A 20205-nucleotide genomic window follows, 5' to 3' on the forward strand; every position below is an offset into this window, starting at 1 on the left:
CTATTCTGCCGCTTGATTAATCAAATCGAAAAGTGCTTTATCTGATGTGCATTTACGAATACTTTTGCTCATTTGCTTATTACTAAGTAATTTGGCAATGCTTTGCAGCGTTGATAAGTGTTCTTTACAGCAATCTTCAGGCACAAATAACGCAACAAAAATGTCAACTGCCCGGTTATCTATAGCGTCAAATGCTACCGGTTGCTCAGAGGTCAGCAACACAGCAACAACGTGCTTAGTACCAGTTAACCTGCCATGTGGAATCGCAATACCGTTGCCTATACCTGTACTGCCCATCTTTTCTCTTTCGAGTAAGCTTTGTAGAAGCTCAAAAGTTGAATGTTCAGGAATATGATTAGTCGCAATAGCGCAAATTTGCTCTAAAATTTTCTTTTTACTAGAAATTTGGACTGCACAGGAAGTGCAGTCCTCAGTAAGTATATCTTGGAGTTTCATTTATTAATGAGCGGTAATTTTTTCTTTATATTTAATGATTTGACGGTCTAACTTGTCAGTTAAACTGTCGATTGAAGCATACATGTCGTCATTACTTGCTTTAGCATGAATCTCTTTACCGTTTAGATGTACAGTCGCTTCAGCAATCTGATTTAGTTTTTCTACAGTAAGAACGACGTAGACATTATTAATGTTATCAAAATGTCGCTCTAGCTTTGCAAACTTGTCGTTAACATATTCTTTCATTGAATCAGTAACTTCTACGTGGTGACCTGATAAGTTAATTTGCATAAGCTCTTTTCCTCATTGCTTTTATTACTTAGAGTAAACTTTTTCTTTGATTAGACGGTGGAATAGATAAAGATTCTCTATACTTCGCTATTGTCCGTCTCGCCACATTAATGCCTTGGTCAGCTAATAGCTCCGCCATTTTGCTATCACTTAATGGCTTAGATGGAGTTTCTGCTGATACAAGCTTCTTAATTAATGCTCTGATAGCAGTTGATGAACACTCTCCTCCATTTTCAGTACTAACGTGACTTGAAAAGAAGTATTTCAACTCGAAAATACCTCTCGGTGTATGCATGTATTTTTGCGTTGTTACACGAGAAATGGTTGATTCATGCATATCAACCGCCTCAGCAATATCGTTCAATACCATTGGGCGCATAGCTTCTGGGCCATACTCAAAAAAGCCCTGCTGACGTTGAACAATACAGTTGGACACTTTTAATAAGGTTTCGTTGCGACTTTCTAAACTTTTTATAAACCATTTCGCTTCTTGTAAATTTGAGCGAATAAACTGATTATCATCAGATGACTTCATACTTTTAGTCATTGCCGCATACTGTTGGTTAATCGACAGTCTTGGTGCCGTATTAGGATTCAATTCCACTACCCAACGACCGTTTTTCTTTTCTACAGAAACATCAGGGATTACGTACTGGTCATCGCCTTTAATAACCGCATCTCCTGGACGAGGATTTAGCGACTGTATCAGACGAATCACTTCACGAAGTTGATCTTCCTTTAACTTCGTTTTACGCATAATTTGACGATAGTCACGATTACCCAATAAATCAATGTGTTCAGTGATAATTAGCTTACTTTCAGCTAAATAAGGAATGTCATCTTCAAATTGATTTAACTGTATGAGCAAACATTCAGGAATTGAGCGAGCCGCGACTCCGATTGGGTCAAACATATTAATGCGTTTAAGTACCGCTTCTACTTCATCAAGTTCAACCTCTTCTAGGCCTAAGCTTTCTAAAATATCTTCGGCGGTTACCGTTAAATAACCGGCATCATCAACAGCATCAATGATTGCCATGGCAATCGCTTCATCGGTTTCTGAAAATGGTGTCAGCTCCATTTGCCAACGTAGATGATCTTGAATTGAATCAGTAGTTTCGCCTTGATAAACAGTGTCATCACCACCGCTAGTACCAATGCCTGAGCTTGAAACACCTGCGCTAAATGACTCATCCCAAGTAGAGTCTACGCTCAGCTCCTCTGGGATATCATTCTTTTCCATAGCTTCAGTAGTGCTGACTTCATCACTGGTGGGAAGTGCGTCTTCAGTACCATCTGAACTAACTTGCTCTGTTTGCACAGACGCAGAATAAGCTTCTTCAATACTGTCGCTATTTTCGTCGGTTGAAGGTGCAGACTCATCCACTTCTAATAACGGATTACTTTCAAGCGCTTCTTGAATTTCCTGTTGTAAATCTAACGTTGAAAGTTGCAATAACTTAATCGCCTGCTGCAACTGAGGCGTCATTGTTAGCTGTTGACCAATTTTTAACTGAAGTGATGGACGCATCTACGTGTAACTTTTTCCCGTTGTTGTAATTAACTAACTGATGAATTCACTTTCTATACTTTAACTATAGCGTGAATTGCTCACCAAGGTATACATCTCTGACTTGCTGATTTGCAAGAATTTGATCCGCATCACCCTCAGCGATTAATTCTCCGTGGCTTACAATATAAGCATGCTCACATACATCAAGCGTTTCCCTAACATTATGGTCGGTAATAAGAACACCGATACCACGTTGTTTAAGGTGCAAAATAATTTTTTTAATATCTCCAACCGAAATTGGATCGACACCAGCAAAAGGCTCATCTAGCAATATAAATGATGGCTCTGCTGCTAACGCACGCGCTATCTCAACACGTCTACGTTCACCACCCGACAAACTCATGCCGGTATTATCTCTAATATGGCTAATATTGAATTCTTCAATCAACATTTCGAGCTTTTCTTCACGTTCAGCATCACTCAACTCTTTGCGAGTTTGCAAAATAGCCATAATATTTTCATATACAGTTAGCTTGCGAAAGATAGATGCTTCCTGCGGTAAATACCCGATCCCTCTTCTTGCTCGTTCATGCATTGGAAGCAAGGTTAAATCATCGTTATTCAACCTAATTTCACCGCTATCATTTGGTACTAAACCAACGATCATGTAAAAAGAAGTCGTTTTACCCGCACCATTAGGCCCTAACAAGCCAACGATTTGGCCAGCACTCACTTGCAAACTTACGTTTTTAACTACCTGGCGGCCTTTATATGCTTTTGCTAAGCCATTTGCAGATAAGGTTATATCGGTCATTTATTGCTTATCACTCTTAGCTTTTGGCTTCAAAATCGTTGTTACAGTGTCATCGCCGCCTTCAGCTTCAAGCTGTTCGGTCAATGTATTGTAAATAATTTTATCACCACTAACTTCGCTGCCAGCCTGTCTCAACTTGGCTTTTCCAGAAATTGTAATGGTTGAGATTAACGGTTCATATTTAATCTCATTCGCTTCTAAATGGATTTTAGAACCGTCTTCTAATTGTTGTTCAAAAACTGCAGGTTTTCCTTTGGCAATGTAGGTTTCTGTTTCATGATCTTCTTTACTATAAACCTGAACCAGATCTGCTCTTATTGACAAAGTGCCTTGAGTTATTACGACATCATCTAAATAACTAGCTATTTTATTTTTTAAATCACCCGCTTGACGCTTAGCTTTAATAACGATTTCTTGCTCTAAATCGAGTTTAGCAGCATATATTGGCGAAGTTACTATGGTTAAAGTAGCTAAGCTAGCTAGTAGTTTTCTTATAAATTGTTTGTACATGCTCTGTTAACGTCATCTGTTTGGTATTTAAATCAATAATCAAGCCAGAGCCATACATGGTAAAATCTTTACCTTGAATCATAATAGTTTGGTCCGAGCTGATTATGTTTGTATTCAGGTCTAACTCAAGGTATTTACAATGAATTTCTTGAATTAAACTATTTTCTTCCGTTGCTGTTAATCTTACCCTATTTTTTAACACCACGCGGTTATTATTATATAGCGTACCTTCTGCAGCCGCTAACTTCCATGGCGCCGTATTATCTTTTGGGTATAACGTATAATTAGGATATTCAAAATGCGTAAATGAAAGCTCAGCATAATGTTCCATTCTTTGCGCATCAATTTTATGTGAAAGCTTACCGCGATCATTATAAATATCACTTTTAAGTGCTTCGGCAATAAAATCTGGCGTAAGTTCTGTATCAACAATTTCCGTTTGAGTAACTTGCGATTGACGCCATTGCACAATGCCATAGCCCATCAAGCTAAAAACAAGTGCTACTAATGCTAGCCAATGCAATCGACTCATACACTTGCGCCTTTTGCATCTTGCAAGGTGTTTTGACTAAGCATTATTAAATCACACAACTCTCTAACCGCGCCAAAACCACCTTTAGTGAAGGTGCAATAATTTGCATGCTTAATAACGTAAGGATGCGCATCATTAACTGCTACTCCTAACGACGCCAGTTCAATACAAGGCATATCCGCCATGTCATCGCCGATATAAGCAACTTGTTCGGCTGTTAACGACAGTGAAGACATAATATCTTTCATGGTGGGTAACTTATCTTCTTTGCCTTGAATAATGTGTTTAATATTCAGTGCTGACATTCTATCGTGAACAATTCGCGAGTTTCTGCCGGTAATAATTGCCACTTCGACACCTGACGCAATTAATGCCTTTATACCAAAGCCATCTTTAGTATGAAAAGCTTTTAGCTCTTCACCATCGTTACCTAAATAAATTCGGCCGTCCGAAAAAACGCCATCGACATCACATACCAAAAGCTTTATTGAACTTGCTTTATTAAACACGTCATCAGCGACCTCACCATATAAGGTTTCAACCATCACAGCACTCCCGATTTTAACAAGTCGTGCATATTCATTGCACCGATTGGTTTATTGTTTTCATCAACAACAATTAAGCCATTTATTTTTTTATCTTCCATCACGTTGAGTGCTTCGGCCGCCAGCATATTGGGATGAGCAACACATGGTGACTTAGTCATAACGTTTGCAATGTTGTCTTGATGAATATCTATTTGACTGTCGAGTATTCTGCGTAGATCTCCGTCAGTAAAGACACCAGCTAATTGGCCATTGTCTTTAACAACTGCGGTCATTCCGAGGCCTTTCTCTGACATTTCTACTAGGGCGTCTTTGATTAATGCTGAAATTGACACTATTGGCAAGCGTTCTCCATCATGCATGATATCAGACAAACGCAATAACAAGCGTTTGCCTAAACTACCACCTGGATGTGATAAAGCGAAATCATCGGCAGTAAAACCTCGGGCATTTAACAAAGCTACCGCAATTGCATCTCCCATGACTAAAGTCGCGGTGGTACTCGAGGTTGGAGCCAAACCTAACGGACAAGCTTCTTGCTCTACTTTAACACATACATGGTGCTCGGCTAATTTGGCCAACGTTGACTGCTCATTTCCAGTCATTGCAATAAGCTTAGCGCCAATGCGTTTAATGACTGGCACAATGGCTAACACTTCTCCTGTTTCACCAGAATTGGAAATAACTATAGCGACATCATCTTTAGTTATCATACCTAAGTCGCCATGACTTGCTTCTCCTGGATGAACAAAGAAAGCTGGAGAACCTGTGCTGGCGAGTGTTGCCGCTATTTTTCCACCAATATGGCCAGATTTACCCATACCGATAACAACAATGCGCCCTTGGCAATCAAACATAGTTTGACAGGCTTGTGCAAACTCATGATTAATATAAGATTTCAGTGCACTCACCGCATTGGTTTCTATGTCAACAACCTGGTTCGCTAAGGTAATAAATTTTTCGATAGACATTTATTTTCTACCTATTAGGCCATTTGGCCAAATAACAAATATTGGTACGCCAAAAAAGTCACAAATAATGCAGCACCTTTTAAGCGAGTAATTCTGAACGCTCCAGTCTTGCGACTAAAACATAAAACGAATAGGAATATAGTGACACCAAGCATATAAGGTGCGTCCCGCGTAGCTGCGTTTGCGTCAATAACCCCTGGTGCAATAAGGCCAGGCAACGACAACACAGCTAAAATATTGAATATATTTGAGCCAATAATATTGCCGAGCGCTAAGTCATCTTCTTTCTTGATGATACTCATAATGCTCGCTGCTAACTCAGGTAAACTCGTCCCTATAGCAATAATAGTTAGGCCAATAACTAAATCACTAATACCGAAAGCTTTTGCGATAAATACTGCTGAGTCCACTAAATAACTTGCACTCAACGGCAGTAACACAATGCCAAATATTAGCCAGAAAAAAGCCATACCATTGCTGGTAGCCTCGGGAACCTCTGCTTCGGCTTCAATAATCATAGGATCATCAACCGAACTTGCCTTAGCTCGGCGCAGTGTAATAATTAAAAGTGAAGCGATATAAATAAAGAAACCAGCCATTAACAACACACCTTCTAGCAGGCTAAGTTCTAGGTTGGCTAACATTAAATATGCGATAATGGTAATGATTAGAATTAGCGGTAGCTCACGCTTTACTGTTGAAGATGAAACCTTCAATGGTTGAAATAAGGCAGTTAAACCTAATACCAACGCAATATTCGTAATATTAGAGCCTATTGCATTTCCTACAGCGGTATCTGGGTTCCCACCAAAAGACGCTGTAGCTGCAACCATCATTTCTGGAGCAGACGAGCCCATTGCCACAATAGTAAGACCAATTATCATTGGTGAAACACCAAAATTTCTCGCAACCGAAGAGGCGCCAAATACAAATTTGTCAGCACTCCACACCAAAGCAACCAGCGATACAATTAAGATTAAAACTTGCAATAACATCTAAAACTCCTGAAAACTTATTAAATTGTCGCTGTTAACTAGGTAAAAAAAAAGAGGAAAATGAATTAACTGTCGAAAATAGGTCTATTTGTATAATTTATCATCATAAAGTAAGGGGGTTTCTAGGAATATAGCTATAATTTTTCTGATATACACTGCTCATTAACACTTATTCACATTTATTCTGTAAAAAAGTGTCAATTTCTGATGAACAATACTAGTGGCTAAGGTAATATTCGCCTCTAAATAAAGCTTGTTAATTTGATGTAAAGATTCATACAAATGCCAGAGACTTTGGTTGACATAAAAAATATCACTTTCAAACGTGACGAACGGATTATTTACGACAACATTAGTTTGTCGATCCCCAAAGGAAAAGTGACAGCAATTATGGGCCCAAGTGGTATTGGAAAAACCACATTGCTTCGCTTAATTGGTGGTCAATTGAAACCAGAGTCAGGTCAAATTCTATTTGACGGTCATGACATTCCAACACTTAATCGCAGTGCGCTTTATGATGTTAGAAAGCGCATGAGTATGCTATTTCAAAGTGGTGCGCTATTTAGCGAAATGTCAGTTTATGATAATATTGCATTTCCAATAAGAGAACATACTCAGCTACCTGAACACATTATTGAAAAGATGGTGTTAATGAAGCTGGAAGCAGTAGGATTACGCGGTGCACGTCATTTAAAACCAAGTGAACTATCTGGCGGTATGGCGAGACGAGCAGCCTTAGCTCGTGCTATCGCGCTCGACCCTGAACTGATAATGTACGATGAGCCATTTGCCGGCCAAGATCCAATTTCAATGGGTGTTATTGTCCGCTTAATTAAGGCACTTAATGATGCAATAGGTTTAACGTCTGTCGTTGTTTCTCACGATGTACCAGAGGTTATGAGTATAGCCGACTACATTTACATCATTGCTGAGCAAAAAATAATTGGTCACGGTACACCTGAAGAAATTCACCAACAAGACTCCGCTTTAGTTAAGCAGTTTGTAAAAGGTGAAGCTGACGGCCCTGTACCTTTTCACTTTAAAGCCCCCTCTTATAAGGAAGAACTTATTGGAGGATCGAAATAACAATGAATGCTTTAATCAATCTTGGTAGTAAAACCCTTAATGTTATCTCTGGGCTTGGTCGCGCAGTATTAATGTTGACTGCTGCAATTGTTCAAGTGCCGAATCCGAAAAAAGGTTTTCCGCTGCTGCTTAACCAACTGTATGCCGTTGGTGTACTTTCATTAGTCATCATTATCGTTTCAGGTACTTTTATCGGCATGGTGCTTGCGCTTCAAGGTTATACCATACTTGTTGGTTATGGTGCTGAGGCAAGCCTCGGTCCTATGGTAGCCTTATCTTTACTTAGAGAGTTAGGACCGGTAGTTGCCGCGCTATTATTTGCGGGTCGAGCGGGCTCTGCGTTAACAGCGGAAATTGGCTTAATGAAAGCGACTGAACAGTTATCAAGCATGGAAATGATGGCCGTAGATCCACTTAAGCGAGTGATAGCTCCGCGCTTTTGGGCTGGCTTTATTAGCTTGCCATTGTTAGCGGCAATATTTTCAACGGTTGGCATTTTAGGCGCTCATTTGGTTGGTGTTGATTGGCTAGGTGTAGACAGCGGTACATTCTGGTCAGTAATGCAAGCACAAGTCGATTTTCAAAAAGACGTGCTAAATGGCATAATTAAGAGCCTAGTATTTGCCTTTGTTGTGACATGGATAGCGGTTTATAAAGGTTATGCGTGTGAGCCTACTTCAGAAGGGATCAGTAGAGCAACCACTGCGACGGTTGTGCAATCCTCTTTACTCGTTTTAGGTTTAGATTTTGTGTTAACGGCATTAATGTTTGCTCGTTAATAGTGTTTAGAAAGATATTCTATATATTTAGGTGAAAAAGACATGACGTCTAAGAAAGTTGAATTAACTGTTGGTTTTTTTGTGGCATTAGGAATTGCAGCGTTACTAGCGCTAGCATTAAAAGTAGCTGACTCAGGGATTTCAGGCAACGGTGATACTTACGAACTTTATGCAAAATTTGACAATATTGGTGGTTTGAAGGTTCGCTCTCCTATAAAAGTCGGCGGCGTCGTCGTTGGACGTGTAAGTAACATTACACTCGATAGCGAAGACTATACCCCAGTAGTAACGTTAGAAATATTTGCCGAATATCAAGATTTTTCTGAAGCAACATCAGTATCAATCTTAACTGCTGGCCTATTAGGTGAGCAATATCTTGGCTTGGAGCCAGGGTTTATCGATGAGTCAGTCGACTTACTTGAGCCAGGTGACTATATTGAAGACACTAAGCCTGCACTAGTATTAGAAGAATTGATTGGACAATTTTTATTTAGCCAAGGAAGTGGTGATTAGAGATGAAAATGAAAACATTATTTAGCGGCTTATTAGCTATTTTAATCTCAATTTCAGCCAATGCTGAAACTGTAGATAAAAAAAACCCTTATGACATGATTCAGAAAGTGGCTGACATAACCTTTAGTCGCTTTAAGAATGAGCAAGCTAATATAAAACAGAATCCCAACTTACTAAAAACCATAGTACGTGAAGAGCTGTTACCTTACATTGACTATCGCTATGCGGCATTTAAAGTCATTGGTAAAAATTTAAAGAAAACAACTGATGCTGAGCGAAAAGCTTTTGTACCTGTATTCAAAGACTACTTAGTCACTTCATATGCTCAAGTATTTACCTTGTATAATAACCAAGTAGTTGAGTTTGAGCCGGCTAAAAAGTTAGGTAAATCTAAGATTGTTGCGGTTAACACTCGCGTTATTGAACCGGGTCGAGACCCGATCGACATTTCATTTAAAGTTCGTAAAAATCGTAAGAAGAATGAATGGAAAGCATTTGATATGATTGCAGAAGGCGTTAGCTTACTCGATAGTAAGCAAGCAGAACTAAGCAGCATTATTCGCCAAAAAGGCTTGCCACACGTGACAGATATGTTGAAAGAAAAAGCTGAACGTGACGTTGTTTTTAAAAACAATGGTCAGTCTTAATATGAACAAGCTGGAAATATCGATTAACGATGGTGTTGCCGAGCTTATCGGCTCACTGAACAGTACTGCAGTTTCCGCGCTGAAAAATAAAATTCAACGTAAAATCACTAAGCACCGTGAAATTACATTAAACTTGTCAAAAATTACTGACATCGACACTGCAGGTCTTGCTTGGCTTTTATTCATATTAGAGCAAGCAAACAAGTCGGGATGTCAGTTATCATTTGCACACTTGCCAGAAGATTTATTAAAATTGGCAAAATTAAGTGCTGTCGACGAATTTCTTTCGTCACCTACCTTATAAAAATCATTAGGAGATACTCTTGGAAGTTTCAGAAATTGAACAAATAATCAATGATGCAATTGCACTAGACGAGCTGCATGTTGCATTTGATGGCTCACAGTGCAAAGTCATTGCCGTCGCTGAAATTTTTGCAGAGCTAAGCCGAGTAAAAAAACAACAAGCAATCACTAAGCCTTTGGCTGGTGCTATTAGCGATGGGCGCATACACGCTGTGATGGTTAAAACTTTTACGCCAGAGCAGTGGAAGAAAGACAAAATGTTCAACCTCCCTTTATAACTTGCTAATTTAAGACGAAATACATTGGATTCATTTAAAATTAATGGTGGTAACACGCTAAAAGGCGAAGTAACCATATCTGGCGCAAAAAACGCTGCTTTACCGATTTTAATGTCGGCAATATTAACCGACGAAGAAGTCATTATCAGCAATGTCCCTCGACTTAATGACATCAATACGACCATTAAATTGTTGCTACAACTTGGCGCAAAAGTCGACTGGATAGACGAAAACACCTTATCGATCACAGCAGGTTCAATTGATCAGCATATTGCGTCATACGAACTCGTTAAAACTATGCGCGCCTCTATTTTAGTATTAGGCCCGTTGTTAGCTAAATTCGGACATGCCGAAGTTTCATTACCTGGTGGTTGTGCGATAGGTGCCCGCCCTGTCGATTTACATATTCACGGTTTAAAGTTAATGGACGCCGATATTGATGTTGAACAGGGTTATATCAAGGCAACAAAAGCTGGCCGGTTACAAGGCGCCACTATTTTTATGGATACCGTGAGTGTAACTGGTACGGAAAATCTAATGATGGCTGCAGCTTTGGCTGAAGGCACTACTATTATTGAAAATGCCGCTCGTGAACCAGAAATTGTCGATTTAGCGCAATGCTTGAATGCTATGGGCGCAAAAGTTTCTGGTGCCGGTAGTGATATGCTTACTATTGAAGGTGTAGAGAAACTTCATGGCGCTAAATATAGCGTAATGGCTGATCGCATCGAGACAGGCACATTCTTAGTTGCGGCTGCAGTTACTCAAGGTCATATTAAGTGCAACAATACAGACCCTAAAGCGCTAGACGCTGTACTGAGTAAATTACAAGAAGCTGGGGCTGATATAACGACAGGTGATGATTGGATTGAGCTTTCAATGACCTCTCGCCCTAAAGCAGTAAACATTAAAACAGCACCGCACCCGGCTTTTCCAACAGATATGCAAGCGCAGTTTGTCACACTGAACGTACTAGCTGAAGGCTCAGCACATGTCACAGAAACGATATTTGAAAATCGCTTTATGCATGTTCCTGAGCTACAACGTATGGGTGCGGATATTGCGTTAGAAGGTAATACTGCAATAATGACAGGTGTTGAGTCGTTAACCGGTGCTCAAGTAATGGCTACAGACTTAAGAGCGTCTGCTAGTTTAGTGATCGCTGGACTCGTTTCAACAACAGAAACACAAGTAGACCGTATATATCATATCGATCGTGGATATCAGCACATTGAAGATAAACTTCAAGCGCTAGGAGCCGACATACAAAGGGTTAAAGGCGCTTAAAGCTATATATTTGAAGTAAAAAACCACTTATAAACTAAGTGGTTTTTTATTGGCTATTAAAAGGTGAACCTTCGGGATGAAAGCCAAGTATCAACCCGAAAGCTCGAGGGAAATAGCGATTGAACAGCCTTATTTAAAGCTATATCTCATACCTAGAATGTACCTTGGGCCATATTGACGAGCAAATAAGAATTGCTCTTGATAACGACCAAAACCTTCCTCAGTTTCATCATTCAAGTTGATACCTTCGAAGAACAACGTGAAGTGTTCATCTACTTCATAGTTAACGCTTACATCCCATTGCCCATATTCTTTAGCAAATTGAGGAGGGTTATCAGATGAACCTTGTGATTGACCAACGCCAATAAGATACTCATCTCTCCATGCATAAGTCGCTTTTACTGACCAACCATGTTTTTCATAGAATAACTGTAGGTTAGCAGAGTCACTTAAACCAGTAAGTGGCGTTTGCTGATCTAAACTATCAACATCAAACTCAACATCGCCATCTACAAACGTAGCGTTAACCCCAATGCCAAAACCAGTCTCACCAAACAAATGCTGAACGGCTAGCTCTACACCATCGACAGTTTTTGTATCTGGCGCATTAAATGGTCGACTAATGTCCCAAACGATAAGCGGATCGCCTGACTCCGGCTCTAAGTAACCTTGATCGTTTAACGCAGAGCCATTTGCTTGAATCTGAGCGAATATTGCATCATTTGTTGCTTGTTCGCCTCTTGACTCAATATCAGCGACAGCTTGATTCCAGCGAGGACTTAAATATATATCTTCAAACCCTTCAATTGTTGTAGAAGTAATTTGACTACCAATAAAGTTCTCTACGTCCTTTCTAAAATAACCAGCTGCTGCGTAACTTCCTTCAGCATAATAATATTCTATGCTTAAGTCGAAGTTAGTTGATTCGAATGGTTCTAGGTTTGTGTTGCCTTCGCCACCATTTCTTGAGCCAATTTTTGGACTACCAGATAAACTTCTCACACCAGCTAAATTACCTAGCGGTGCTCGAGTTATAGTTTTGCCCCAAGACACTCTACCGACTATATCGTCTGTAATTTCAACCTTGAGATCAACCATAGGTAAAAAAACATCATGACTTCCAGTTTGCTTAAGGTAGTTATCATCTCCTGGCAAGTATTGAGTATGCCATTCACTCCCCCCCTTCCACCAAACTGATGTAGGTACAGACTGTTTTACGTTACTAGTTACATCAGTTTCTTCATAGCGAACACCAATATTCAACTGCACAGGAAAATCGAGAACATCAAATTCCCATTGCGATTGTAGGTATAAGCTTGTCGTTTCTTCTTGCACTGACCCTTTGGCGAACGTTCCCATGTCGTGATATGCAGTTGTCGCAAAATAGTCATTTCCGCCAAGTACTTCATTGGTTAAAAAGGCTTCCGATCGAGCTACGACTTCATCAAAATCAAATGTATAGTAATATCCAGGGTTAAGGCTACTACCACCACCACTAATGCCATCTAAAAAATCACTGGTATCATTTCGAACGAACATACCATCAGGGAACAATTCCGGCCATGATGGGTTAAACAAGAACCCGCCAATTAATCCGCTCCATGCATTTGAGCCTCCCATCACTTGGTCGGTATACGCAGCGCCAAATTTCACTTCAATAAGTGGAATATCGAAACCGTCATTTTCCCAAGTACCATGAAGCTGAACTTGTTCGATTTCTGACTTCCCTGGCGAATGAATAAATTGACTAAAGTGAGAGTCAATTTCACCTGGTGCTAACTCGGTTGTCCCATTATTCCAATAGATTTGTGCGTGAGGGACGTCTCCAGCTCGATAATCATATGTTTTTGTGATTAATTGATCTGAGCCTAATACTAAGGAACCATGGCTTCCCAACCCTGAATCCCCGCCATTATCAATTTCACTAGATGAATCATGATAATCCAAGACAAGATTTAAGGTATCAGTTACCTGCCAATCAATATTGATACCCAACGACTCTTCCTCTACCTCAGTTGTTGCACGTGATGCAGTGTAAGAACCATCATTTCCGCTAATGTCAGCAAATATTACGGTGCCATTTTCATCCAGTTCATAACCATTAATATTGCCGCCATAATCATTCCACATCCCCCAGCCAATAGAGTTCATTCCTGTAGTAGCTTCAGTTCTAGTGTAATCGACCGATAGTATTAAATCCTCAGATGGGGTGTATTGCACCACAACATGGCCATTCGTCCGATCACGCTCTAAATGTTCAATACCGTAGTTCATGTCTCGAGGGAAAAAATGATTACCCACTCTATTACCTTCCTCATCAAGAGGGCGAGGATCTATGACACTATCTGCATCAAGGTTAGTAGGCAGCGCAACATTAGCTTGCCAACCTTGAATATTGGCCTGTTGTTTTTGAAAATCTCTTTCATGATGGGTAATAGACAGCGCGAAGCCTAATGAGTCATCAAGAAAGGTATTGGAATACAGAGCAGAAAACTCTGGTGTTACGTCATCACCTAGCTCATTCGACGTGTCATGGATAGCTTTTGCAGAAAAGGTATATTTTTCACCTGGACTAGCTAACGGTTTACGTGTAACGATGTTAACAGTCGCACCTAAGCCACCACTAGGGTTTTCAGCACGAGCTGTCTTGTATACCTCTAATGCAGAAACGCCATCTGATGATAAGTTTTCTAAACTATATGAACGTGTATTACCCGTACCCGGCATCTGACGACCATTTAAGGTAATTAAGTTAAAATCAGGGCCAAAACCACGCACCGTTATCTGGCTACCTTCACCATTACTTCGACTTACCGAAACACCAGTAATTCTCTGTAAAGACTCGGCTAAATTAGTATCTGGGAATTTACCCATTTCTTCTGCTGATATTGCATCAACGACACCTGACATATCTCGTTTTAAGTTCATTGAACGAATCAGGCTTCCTCTGATCCCTTGAATCTCAATAATCTCTACGTCTTCTTGTGCTGCTGTTTCGTTAAGCGCCTCTTGTTCTTGCGCTAACGTAAATTGACTAGTACTTACAGCCAATAGTGCTGAAATAACACTCGCTATACGTGTTTTATTAAATTGTTTGTTAATCATGTTAAACCCTACTTATATCAATTAATGCTAGTTATTTGGGGAGGACCCTATAACGTTTAATTTTCGAACTTACAGAACAGTGATCATCGCATTATCAATGCGATACACTGCGCCATTGCCCGTTCCCCAAGCAGGGAATACCATCACAACATCTATAGCACTGATATCTAAACCAGCATCAAATAGATCTTGCAAAGAAAAAGTAAAGGTTTGCCATTGACCAACAATTGGCGCTGCGCCTTCTTGGCTAGCGGTTAAGTCTAATTCAACAGCAGTCGCGGCATCACCTGACTCTATTTTGAATTTCCAAACCGCATTACTATCATTTGGAGCGTTAACCACTTTGAGTTCAAATTGGACAACACCATTTGCTAGCATCGCACTAGCGTCGAAGTAAACGCCATCATTCGCTAAAAATCCCATCACTGTTGGCGATTCACCAATGACGAATTCGGCCACCATGCCATGAGCATCATCATCTTGTTCTTCAGTTGGCGTTGAACCCGCACAACAATCCCAAATTGGCCACTCTGTATTTTGGCTATTCGCGAATAGTGTTAACCCTTGTGCTTGAGGCACGCTTGAAGGGTCATAAATCATGACGTTATCTAATCGATACACAGCACCTTCTCCAGTACCCCATGCAGGAAATACCATCAACACATCAATAGCACTAATATCTAGGCCAGCTTCATATAAGCTTTGAATTGAATAGGTATAAGTCTGCCATTGTCCAGTTACCGGTGCTTGACCCTCTTGGCTAGCCGCAAGATCTAGTTCAACAGCAGAGCTTGCATCTGCACCTTCTATTTTGAATTTCCAAACCGCACTACTGTCATTAGGGGCATTAACCACTTTAAGCTCGAATTGAACAACACCATTTTCGAGAAAATTAGAGGCATCTAAATAAACATCATCATCGGCGAGTATCCCCATAACTGTTGGCGATGCGCCGATAACAAACTCAGCGGTAAGGCCATGGCTAGCATCATCATTCTCTACTGTTGGAGTAGAACCACCACAACAGTCCCAAATTGACCATTGCTCTTTCGCTCCATCGGCAAACAGCACATGCCCATTAAAGCCCGACGACGCGTTTGGATCATAAATTTTGACGTTATCGACTCGGTAGACTGCGCCTTCACCGCTTCCCCAAGCTGGAAAAATCATAATGACATCAATTGCACTGACATCTAGGCCTGCGTCAGCCAAGTCTGATAAGGAAAATGTATAGGTTTGCCATTGGTTAACCGTCGGCGAAAGCCCTTCGACACTGCTGCTTAAATCAAGCTCTATTGCCGAACTTGCATTGTCACTTTCTACTTTAAATTTCCAAGCAGCATTTGCCTCGTTTGGTGCTGAAGTAAGCTTCATTTCAAATTGAATGACGCCATTGGCTAAAATAGCGCTAGCATCAAACGGTTTTGGCTGTGCCGTTGGGTCAGTAATAAATTCAGCACGTGAAATAAACCCCATAACCGTAGGACTTGCACCGATTGCAAACTCTGCAACAGCGCCATGATCATTGTCATCAGTTTCAACACTCGGTAATGAGCCGCCACAACAATCCCACATTGGCCAACTGGCATTTTCACTATCGGCAAAAATGGTCAATTCCGGAGAATTGGTTTCTGCGGCTATTTCTACATCTGTAATACGATATACAGCACCTTCACCAGCTCCCCATGCAGGAAACACCATCAACACATCAATAGCACTTAAATCTAACCCGTTGTCAGCAAGCATTTGAAGCGGAAAAGTATAAGTCATCCATTCGCCAGCTGTTGGCATGTTGCCTTCTACACTGTCAGAAAGAGGTAATTCAACCGCCGTTGATGCACCTTGGCTTTCAACTTTAAACAACCAAGGTGCAGTCGTATCATTTGGCAATGTAACCGCTTTCATTTTAAATCGAATAAAACCACTATCAATTAACGGGCTAGCATCAAAAGGAGAAGCTGTTCCATCTTCAGAAGAAATAAATTCATCTCTTGAAATAAAGCCATTAACTGTCGGGGACGCTCCAACAGAAAATTCTATAACATCACCTTGCGCTTCATCATTGACGACTTGAGGCGTGGATCCACCACAACAATCCCAAGCTGGCCAATTAGGGTTTTCTACGCCATCAAATATCGTTAAATTTTGAGGAATACCAGTTGATGGCGGTGACGGAATTGGCGCCTTGCCTTCTATCAGTGCGTCATCAAGACTATCGTAGCCACCACGCACGGTTTCACAGCCTTTTCCAGTCTCAGGATTTTGAGCACATTGATACACACGCACATAGTCAATTTCAAAATGCTGTCCGTTTGTGAAAGCTTCGGCATCAATGCCTTTATTATTGGTATTCTCTGGCCAGTCGCCACCTACCGCTAAGTTAAGCAGCATATGAAATTGCTGGTCAAATGGAGCATTGTCCCAATGCGTGGTAAGTTCGCCACTTCCTTGGTCAAAATATTCAGCAAACCAACCTTGGTGGGCTAAGCCGACAGCTTCATCTTTGCTGTTATACCTAACTTCAGATCGACGTTGAGTTTGGTACAAATAGTCGTCAACATACCAACGAATTTCACCTTCTTGCCATTCAATCGCATAAGTATGGAAATCATCAGCCGGGTTAACGTTATCAGGCAAAGTATATGACGTACCACTGTGTACATTGTTCGGCCAATCTTTCCCATAATGCAACGTACCATGAACACGACTTTCAGCATTCCCCTCTTCATCTACCGTTTTTAAGTTAAGCGCCTCTAAAACATCTATCTCGCCTGATTTTGGCCAGCCACCATAATACTCATCTGTAGGTAACATCCAGAATGCCGGCCAACTGCCTTGTCCAAAAGGAAGTTTTGCACGCACTTCAAAGCGGCCATATTTGAAATCACCTTTATATTTGCTATTAAGTCTTGCTGAGGTATACGGTTTCTCTGCTCCTTGCTCGGCAGGCAAAGCAACAATATGCAATACGCCATCAGCAAGGTAAGAATTATCGCTGTTGTCGGTGTAGCATTGCTTTTCGTTGTTACCACCGCCATTACAGTTAACTTCGTGAGTCCATTTGCTGCTATCAATTTCTGCGGCATCAAATTCGTCATTCCAAACCAATTGCCAGTCACTAACAGGTGCAGTAGGTTCAATTTTGGTCGGATTAGTTTTCGTTTCAGCTCCACCACCGCAACTTATTAGGGCCGTCGTGGAAGCACAAGCTAGAATAGCTCGACACGTTTTCGAAATGTTGTTCATAGTATTTTCCTGAGAGGTAAAATAACTAAATAAATACCTAGACAGTTAAAGTTACATAACTGCTAGGCCTCCCCTTGGCCTTTATCGCAAACCTTTATTCTATTTTTGTGGTTATTTTATTGTTGGCCTTGATGAAAGATCATCACCAAAATAGTGTTACAACTACGTTGTTGGAACAATGTAAATGCGATATCCCGCGTTATATATGCGGCATCAATTGAGGGGGAGGTTTTCTATCAGTTGAAACGGTACAAATTTAAGATAAGACGTTATCGACTGTTTCTGTTTTCAATAATTTTTTGAACAGCTTCGCAATAATTTCTGCTTACTTTCAATTTAATATCATTTCCCATATTGAGTAAGCTTTCGTTATTACGCAGTGGCTCAATACTTCTAACACTGAAGATGTTCACTAATGTTGATTTATGAATCCTTTGAAATACCGATTCATCTAGTTCTTCTGCTAATTTTTTCATGGTAATGCGGACAATATAATTTTCGTCTTGAGTATGGATACACATATAATCACCTGCTGCATCTATCCACTTAATATCGTTAACATCGACAAAAACTTTTTCATTGTCGGTGTTCTTGATTACAAGCTCTTTTCTATACTTCGTTGGCAAAGGTTTGTCTTGAGAGCCCAGCCAGTCTTCTAGCTCCGTAATAGCGATACCAGAACTTTCGCCTAATGCTTTTAACAAGCGGTATTTTTCCAAATCTCGTTGTTGAGGGGATAAGCGCTCTCGAATACGATCCATGGTTCGCTGCAACCTACCTAAATTTGCAGGCTTTAATATATAGTCAATCGCATTTAACTCAAAAGCATCAACCGCATACTCACTATACGCACTAACAAATACCACTATAGGCATAGTATCGGATTGTAATAATTGGACAACCTCTAAGCCATTTATCCCTGGCAACCTTAAATCAATGAAAAGTACATCTGGCTGCAATGATTGACACATTTTAACGGCATCTTCGCCATTCGTTGCTTCACCAACCACTATTATGTCATTCATATTTTCTAAACGCAGTCTTAGGCCTTCAATTGCCAAAGGCTCATCATCAACAATTACTACAGATATTTTTTGCTCTGACATATTCACCCTCTCTGAAAAGGCATATCTAGTGATACTCTAGTACCAGATTCAGTGTGTTGTATATCAATCGATATATCATCATTAAACATCGAACTTAAGCGCTCTCTGGTATTTGTTAAACCTATCCCAAAACCAGAATCTGTAACTTCACCTTTGCCACTATCTAACACTTCAATACGTAGACGTTGGTTTTTCGCCTTTGCACTGATTGAAATCACACCAGGCTGTTTTCTCGACTCAATGCCATATTTAATGGCGTTTTCAACAATTGGCTGTAGGAATAATGATGGTACTTTGCCGTGGCTTACTTGTTTATCTATATCTAAATTAACAGTTAAGCGCTCACCAAAACGAACTTTCTCAATCGCTAAATAGACATTAAGTAACTCTATTTCTCGATGTAATTGGCTTTCCTGATTGCTATTTTGATCAAGTGAATATCTAAAAAACTCGCATAGTTTGTCTAACATATCACCGGCTTTTTCATTGTCTTTTTTATAAATTAACGTTGAAATTGCATTCATCGTATTAAACATAAAATGAGGGTTCAATTGATACCTAAGCATTTGCAGTTGAGCTTCTTTCGCAGAGTTTTGAGCTCTTAACAACATCTCATGCTCTTTTTGTAACTTAGTGTTATAAAGCATAATGAAAAAAATTGCGGTCCATACAAACATTGTTGAAACAGAAAACAGCAACCAGCCACCAAACTCCAACATGTTCCATTGCTGGTACCATATTTGTTGATAAACAATAGTTTTATAGGATGCTAACTTTATTACATTAAAAACCCCACCAAGTATGGCTGCACTACCAAAGCTTAAAATTAACGTTTTCTTTAGCGGCCAGTGTACCGTTTTTCGAATGATAAGCCATTGCATGTAAGAAAGCAGGAAGCCACTAGATGCTTCGATTGCCAAATTTATCAACTGACCAGCAAGATAAAAATTCGGATCGTCAAATTGAGGTCGAACTATAGCGATAAAGACGACAATTACATAACCGAGCCAACCAAATATTTGCAATGTCCAAAACTGATGGCTTTGTTTAGAAAATGATTTTTGTCCAAGGTTTAAGTCAGGAAATGCATCAGAAGTTGTCATGGCATCAAAAACAAGTAAGCGTTTACATGATAATGTGCCGCCTTCATTCCCGATGTCAAATATTTTGTAGCTATACAAAAATTGTGTTTCTTTGATTTGCCTACTGGTAAGAAGTTGAGAATAAG

20 protein-coding genes are annotated in these 20205 nt (G+C 40.2%); 7 read left to right on the forward strand and 13 right to left on the reverse strand.

Translation table 11 applies throughout. The features are described 5' to 3' along the window. From ptsN to HII17_RS01185, 9 genes are all read right to left on the reverse strand, one after another. A complete protein-coding gene (gene ptsN / locus HII17_RS01145) occupies positions 1-456 on the reverse strand; it encodes a PTS IIA-like nitrogen regulatory protein PtsN (protein WP_169073492.1) in 456 nt (151 codons plus the stop codon). Between the two features lie 3 nt (positions 457-459). Next, positions 460-747: a ribosome hibernation promoting factor gene (hpf, locus tag HII17_RS01150; RefSeq protein ID WP_169073493.1), complete on the reverse strand. Its 288-nt coding sequence runs from the start codon at positions 745-747 to the stop codon at positions 460-462. A 28-nt stretch (positions 748-775) separates the two neighbouring features. Then, on the reverse strand, positions 776-2278 hold the full coding sequence (locus tag HII17_RS01155) for an RNA polymerase factor sigma-54 (RefSeq protein ID WP_169073494.1): 1503 nt from the start codon (positions 2276-2278) through the stop codon (positions 776-778). A gap of 64 nt (positions 2279-2342) precedes the next feature. Continuing rightward, positions 2343-3074 (reverse strand): LPS export ABC transporter ATP-binding protein, encoded by a 732-nt coding sequence (gene lptB / locus HII17_RS01160; RefSeq protein ID WP_169073495.1) that lies wholly within the window; start codon positions 3072-3074, stop codon positions 2343-2345. Next, on the reverse strand, positions 3075-3584 hold the full coding sequence (lptA, locus tag HII17_RS01165) for a lipopolysaccharide transport periplasmic protein LptA (RefSeq protein WP_169073496.1): 510 nt from the start codon (positions 3582-3584) through the stop codon (positions 3075-3077). Continuing rightward, positions 3550-4116, reverse strand: a complete 567-nt coding sequence (gene lptC / locus HII17_RS01170; RefSeq protein WP_169073497.1) for an LPS export ABC transporter periplasmic protein LptC — start codon at positions 4114-4116, stop codon at positions 3550-3552. The genes lptA and lptC overlap by 35 nt, the downstream gene beginning before the upstream one ends. Further along, on the reverse strand, positions 4113-4661 hold the full coding sequence (gene kdsC / locus HII17_RS01175) for a 3-deoxy-manno-octulosonate-8-phosphatase KdsC (protein WP_169073498.1): 549 nt from the start codon (positions 4659-4661) through the stop codon (positions 4113-4115). The genes lptC and kdsC overlap by 4 nt, the downstream gene beginning before the upstream one ends. Then, entirely contained in the window at positions 4661-5632 is a 972-nt protein-coding gene (locus tag HII17_RS01180; protein ID WP_211185213.1) for a KpsF/GutQ family sugar-phosphate isomerase, read from the reverse strand. The genes kdsC and HII17_RS01180 overlap by 1 nt, the downstream gene beginning before the upstream one ends. A 14-nt stretch (positions 5633-5646) precedes the next feature. Continuing rightward, on the reverse strand, positions 5647-6627 hold the full coding sequence (locus HII17_RS01185) for a calcium/sodium antiporter (protein WP_169073499.1): 981 nt from the start codon (positions 6625-6627) through the stop codon (positions 5647-5649). Positions 6628-6909: 282 nt separating this feature from the next. Here HII17_RS01185 and mlaF point away from each other — a divergent pair, with 282 nt between their 5' ends. From mlaF to murA, 7 genes are read left to right on the forward strand one after another with little or no spacing between them, the layout of a single operon-like run. Continuing rightward, complete coding sequence (gene mlaF, locus HII17_RS01190) at positions 6910-7713, forward strand: phospholipid ABC transporter ATP-binding protein MlaF (protein ID WP_169073500.1); 804 nt, start codon at positions 6910-6912, stop codon at positions 7711-7713. A 2-nt stretch (positions 7714-7715) separates the two neighbouring features. Continuing rightward, positions 7716-8492, forward strand: coding sequence for a lipid asymmetry maintenance ABC transporter permease subunit MlaE (gene mlaE / locus HII17_RS01195; protein WP_169073501.1), 777 nt, complete (start codon positions 7716-7718; stop codon positions 8490-8492). Between the two features lie 42 nt (positions 8493-8534). Continuing rightward, positions 8535-9005, forward strand: a complete 471-nt coding sequence (mlaD, locus tag HII17_RS01200) for an outer membrane lipid asymmetry maintenance protein MlaD (RefSeq protein ID WP_169073502.1) — start codon at positions 8535-8537, stop codon at positions 9003-9005. Positions 9006-9013: 8 nt separating this feature from the next. Then, positions 9014-9652: a phospholipid-binding protein MlaC gene (mlaC, locus tag HII17_RS01205; protein ID WP_211185214.1), complete on the forward strand. Its 639-nt coding sequence runs from the start codon at positions 9014-9016 to the stop codon at positions 9650-9652. 1 nt (position 9653) lies between these two features. Further along, positions 9654-9956 (forward strand): STAS domain-containing protein, encoded by a 303-nt coding sequence (locus HII17_RS01210; protein WP_169073504.1) that lies wholly within the window; start codon positions 9654-9656, stop codon positions 9954-9956. Positions 9957-9975: 19 nt separating this feature from the next. After that, positions 9976-10233, forward strand: coding sequence for a BolA family protein (locus tag HII17_RS01215; protein ID WP_169073505.1), 258 nt, complete (start codon positions 9976-9978; stop codon positions 10231-10233). 24 nt (positions 10234-10257) lie between these two features. Further along, the gene (gene murA / locus HII17_RS01220; RefSeq protein WP_169073506.1) at positions 10258-11520 is read left to right on the forward strand and encodes a UDP-N-acetylglucosamine 1-carboxyvinyltransferase; all 1263 of its coding nucleotides are present in this window, start codon (positions 10258-10260) and stop codon (positions 11518-11520) included. Positions 11521-11649: 129 nt separating this feature from the next. Here murA and HII17_RS01225 read toward each other — a convergent pair whose 3' ends face one another. The 4 genes from HII17_RS01225 to HII17_RS01240 all read right to left on the reverse strand — a co-directional run bounded on the left by HII17_RS01225 (position 11650) and on the right by HII17_RS01240 (position 20158). Further along, entirely contained in the window at positions 11650-14625 is a 2976-nt protein-coding gene (locus HII17_RS01225) for a TonB-dependent receptor (RefSeq protein WP_169073507.1), read from the reverse strand. Positions 14626-14694: 69 nt separating this feature from the next. Beyond that, complete coding sequence (locus tag HII17_RS01230) at positions 14695-17871, reverse strand: family 16 glycosylhydrolase (protein ID WP_456243348.1); 3177 nt, start codon at positions 17869-17871, stop codon at positions 14695-14697. Between the two features lie 269 nt (positions 17872-18140). After that, a complete protein-coding gene (locus tag HII17_RS01235; protein ID WP_169073508.1) occupies positions 18141-18977 on the reverse strand; it encodes a LytR/AlgR family response regulator transcription factor in 837 nt (278 codons plus the stop codon). Between the two features lie 2 nt (positions 18978-18979). Beyond that, on the reverse strand, positions 18980-20158 hold the full coding sequence (locus HII17_RS01240) for a sensor histidine kinase (RefSeq protein WP_235938606.1): 1179 nt from the start codon (positions 20156-20158) through the stop codon (positions 18980-18982). Positions 20159-20205: the final 47 nt, after the last annotated feature.

Origin of the sequence: Thalassotalea algicola (genome assembly GCF_012932965.1) — a bacterium.
Taxonomy (GTDB): domain Bacteria; phylum Pseudomonadota; class Gammaproteobacteria; order Enterobacterales; family Alteromonadaceae; genus Thalassotalea_F; species Thalassotalea_F algicola.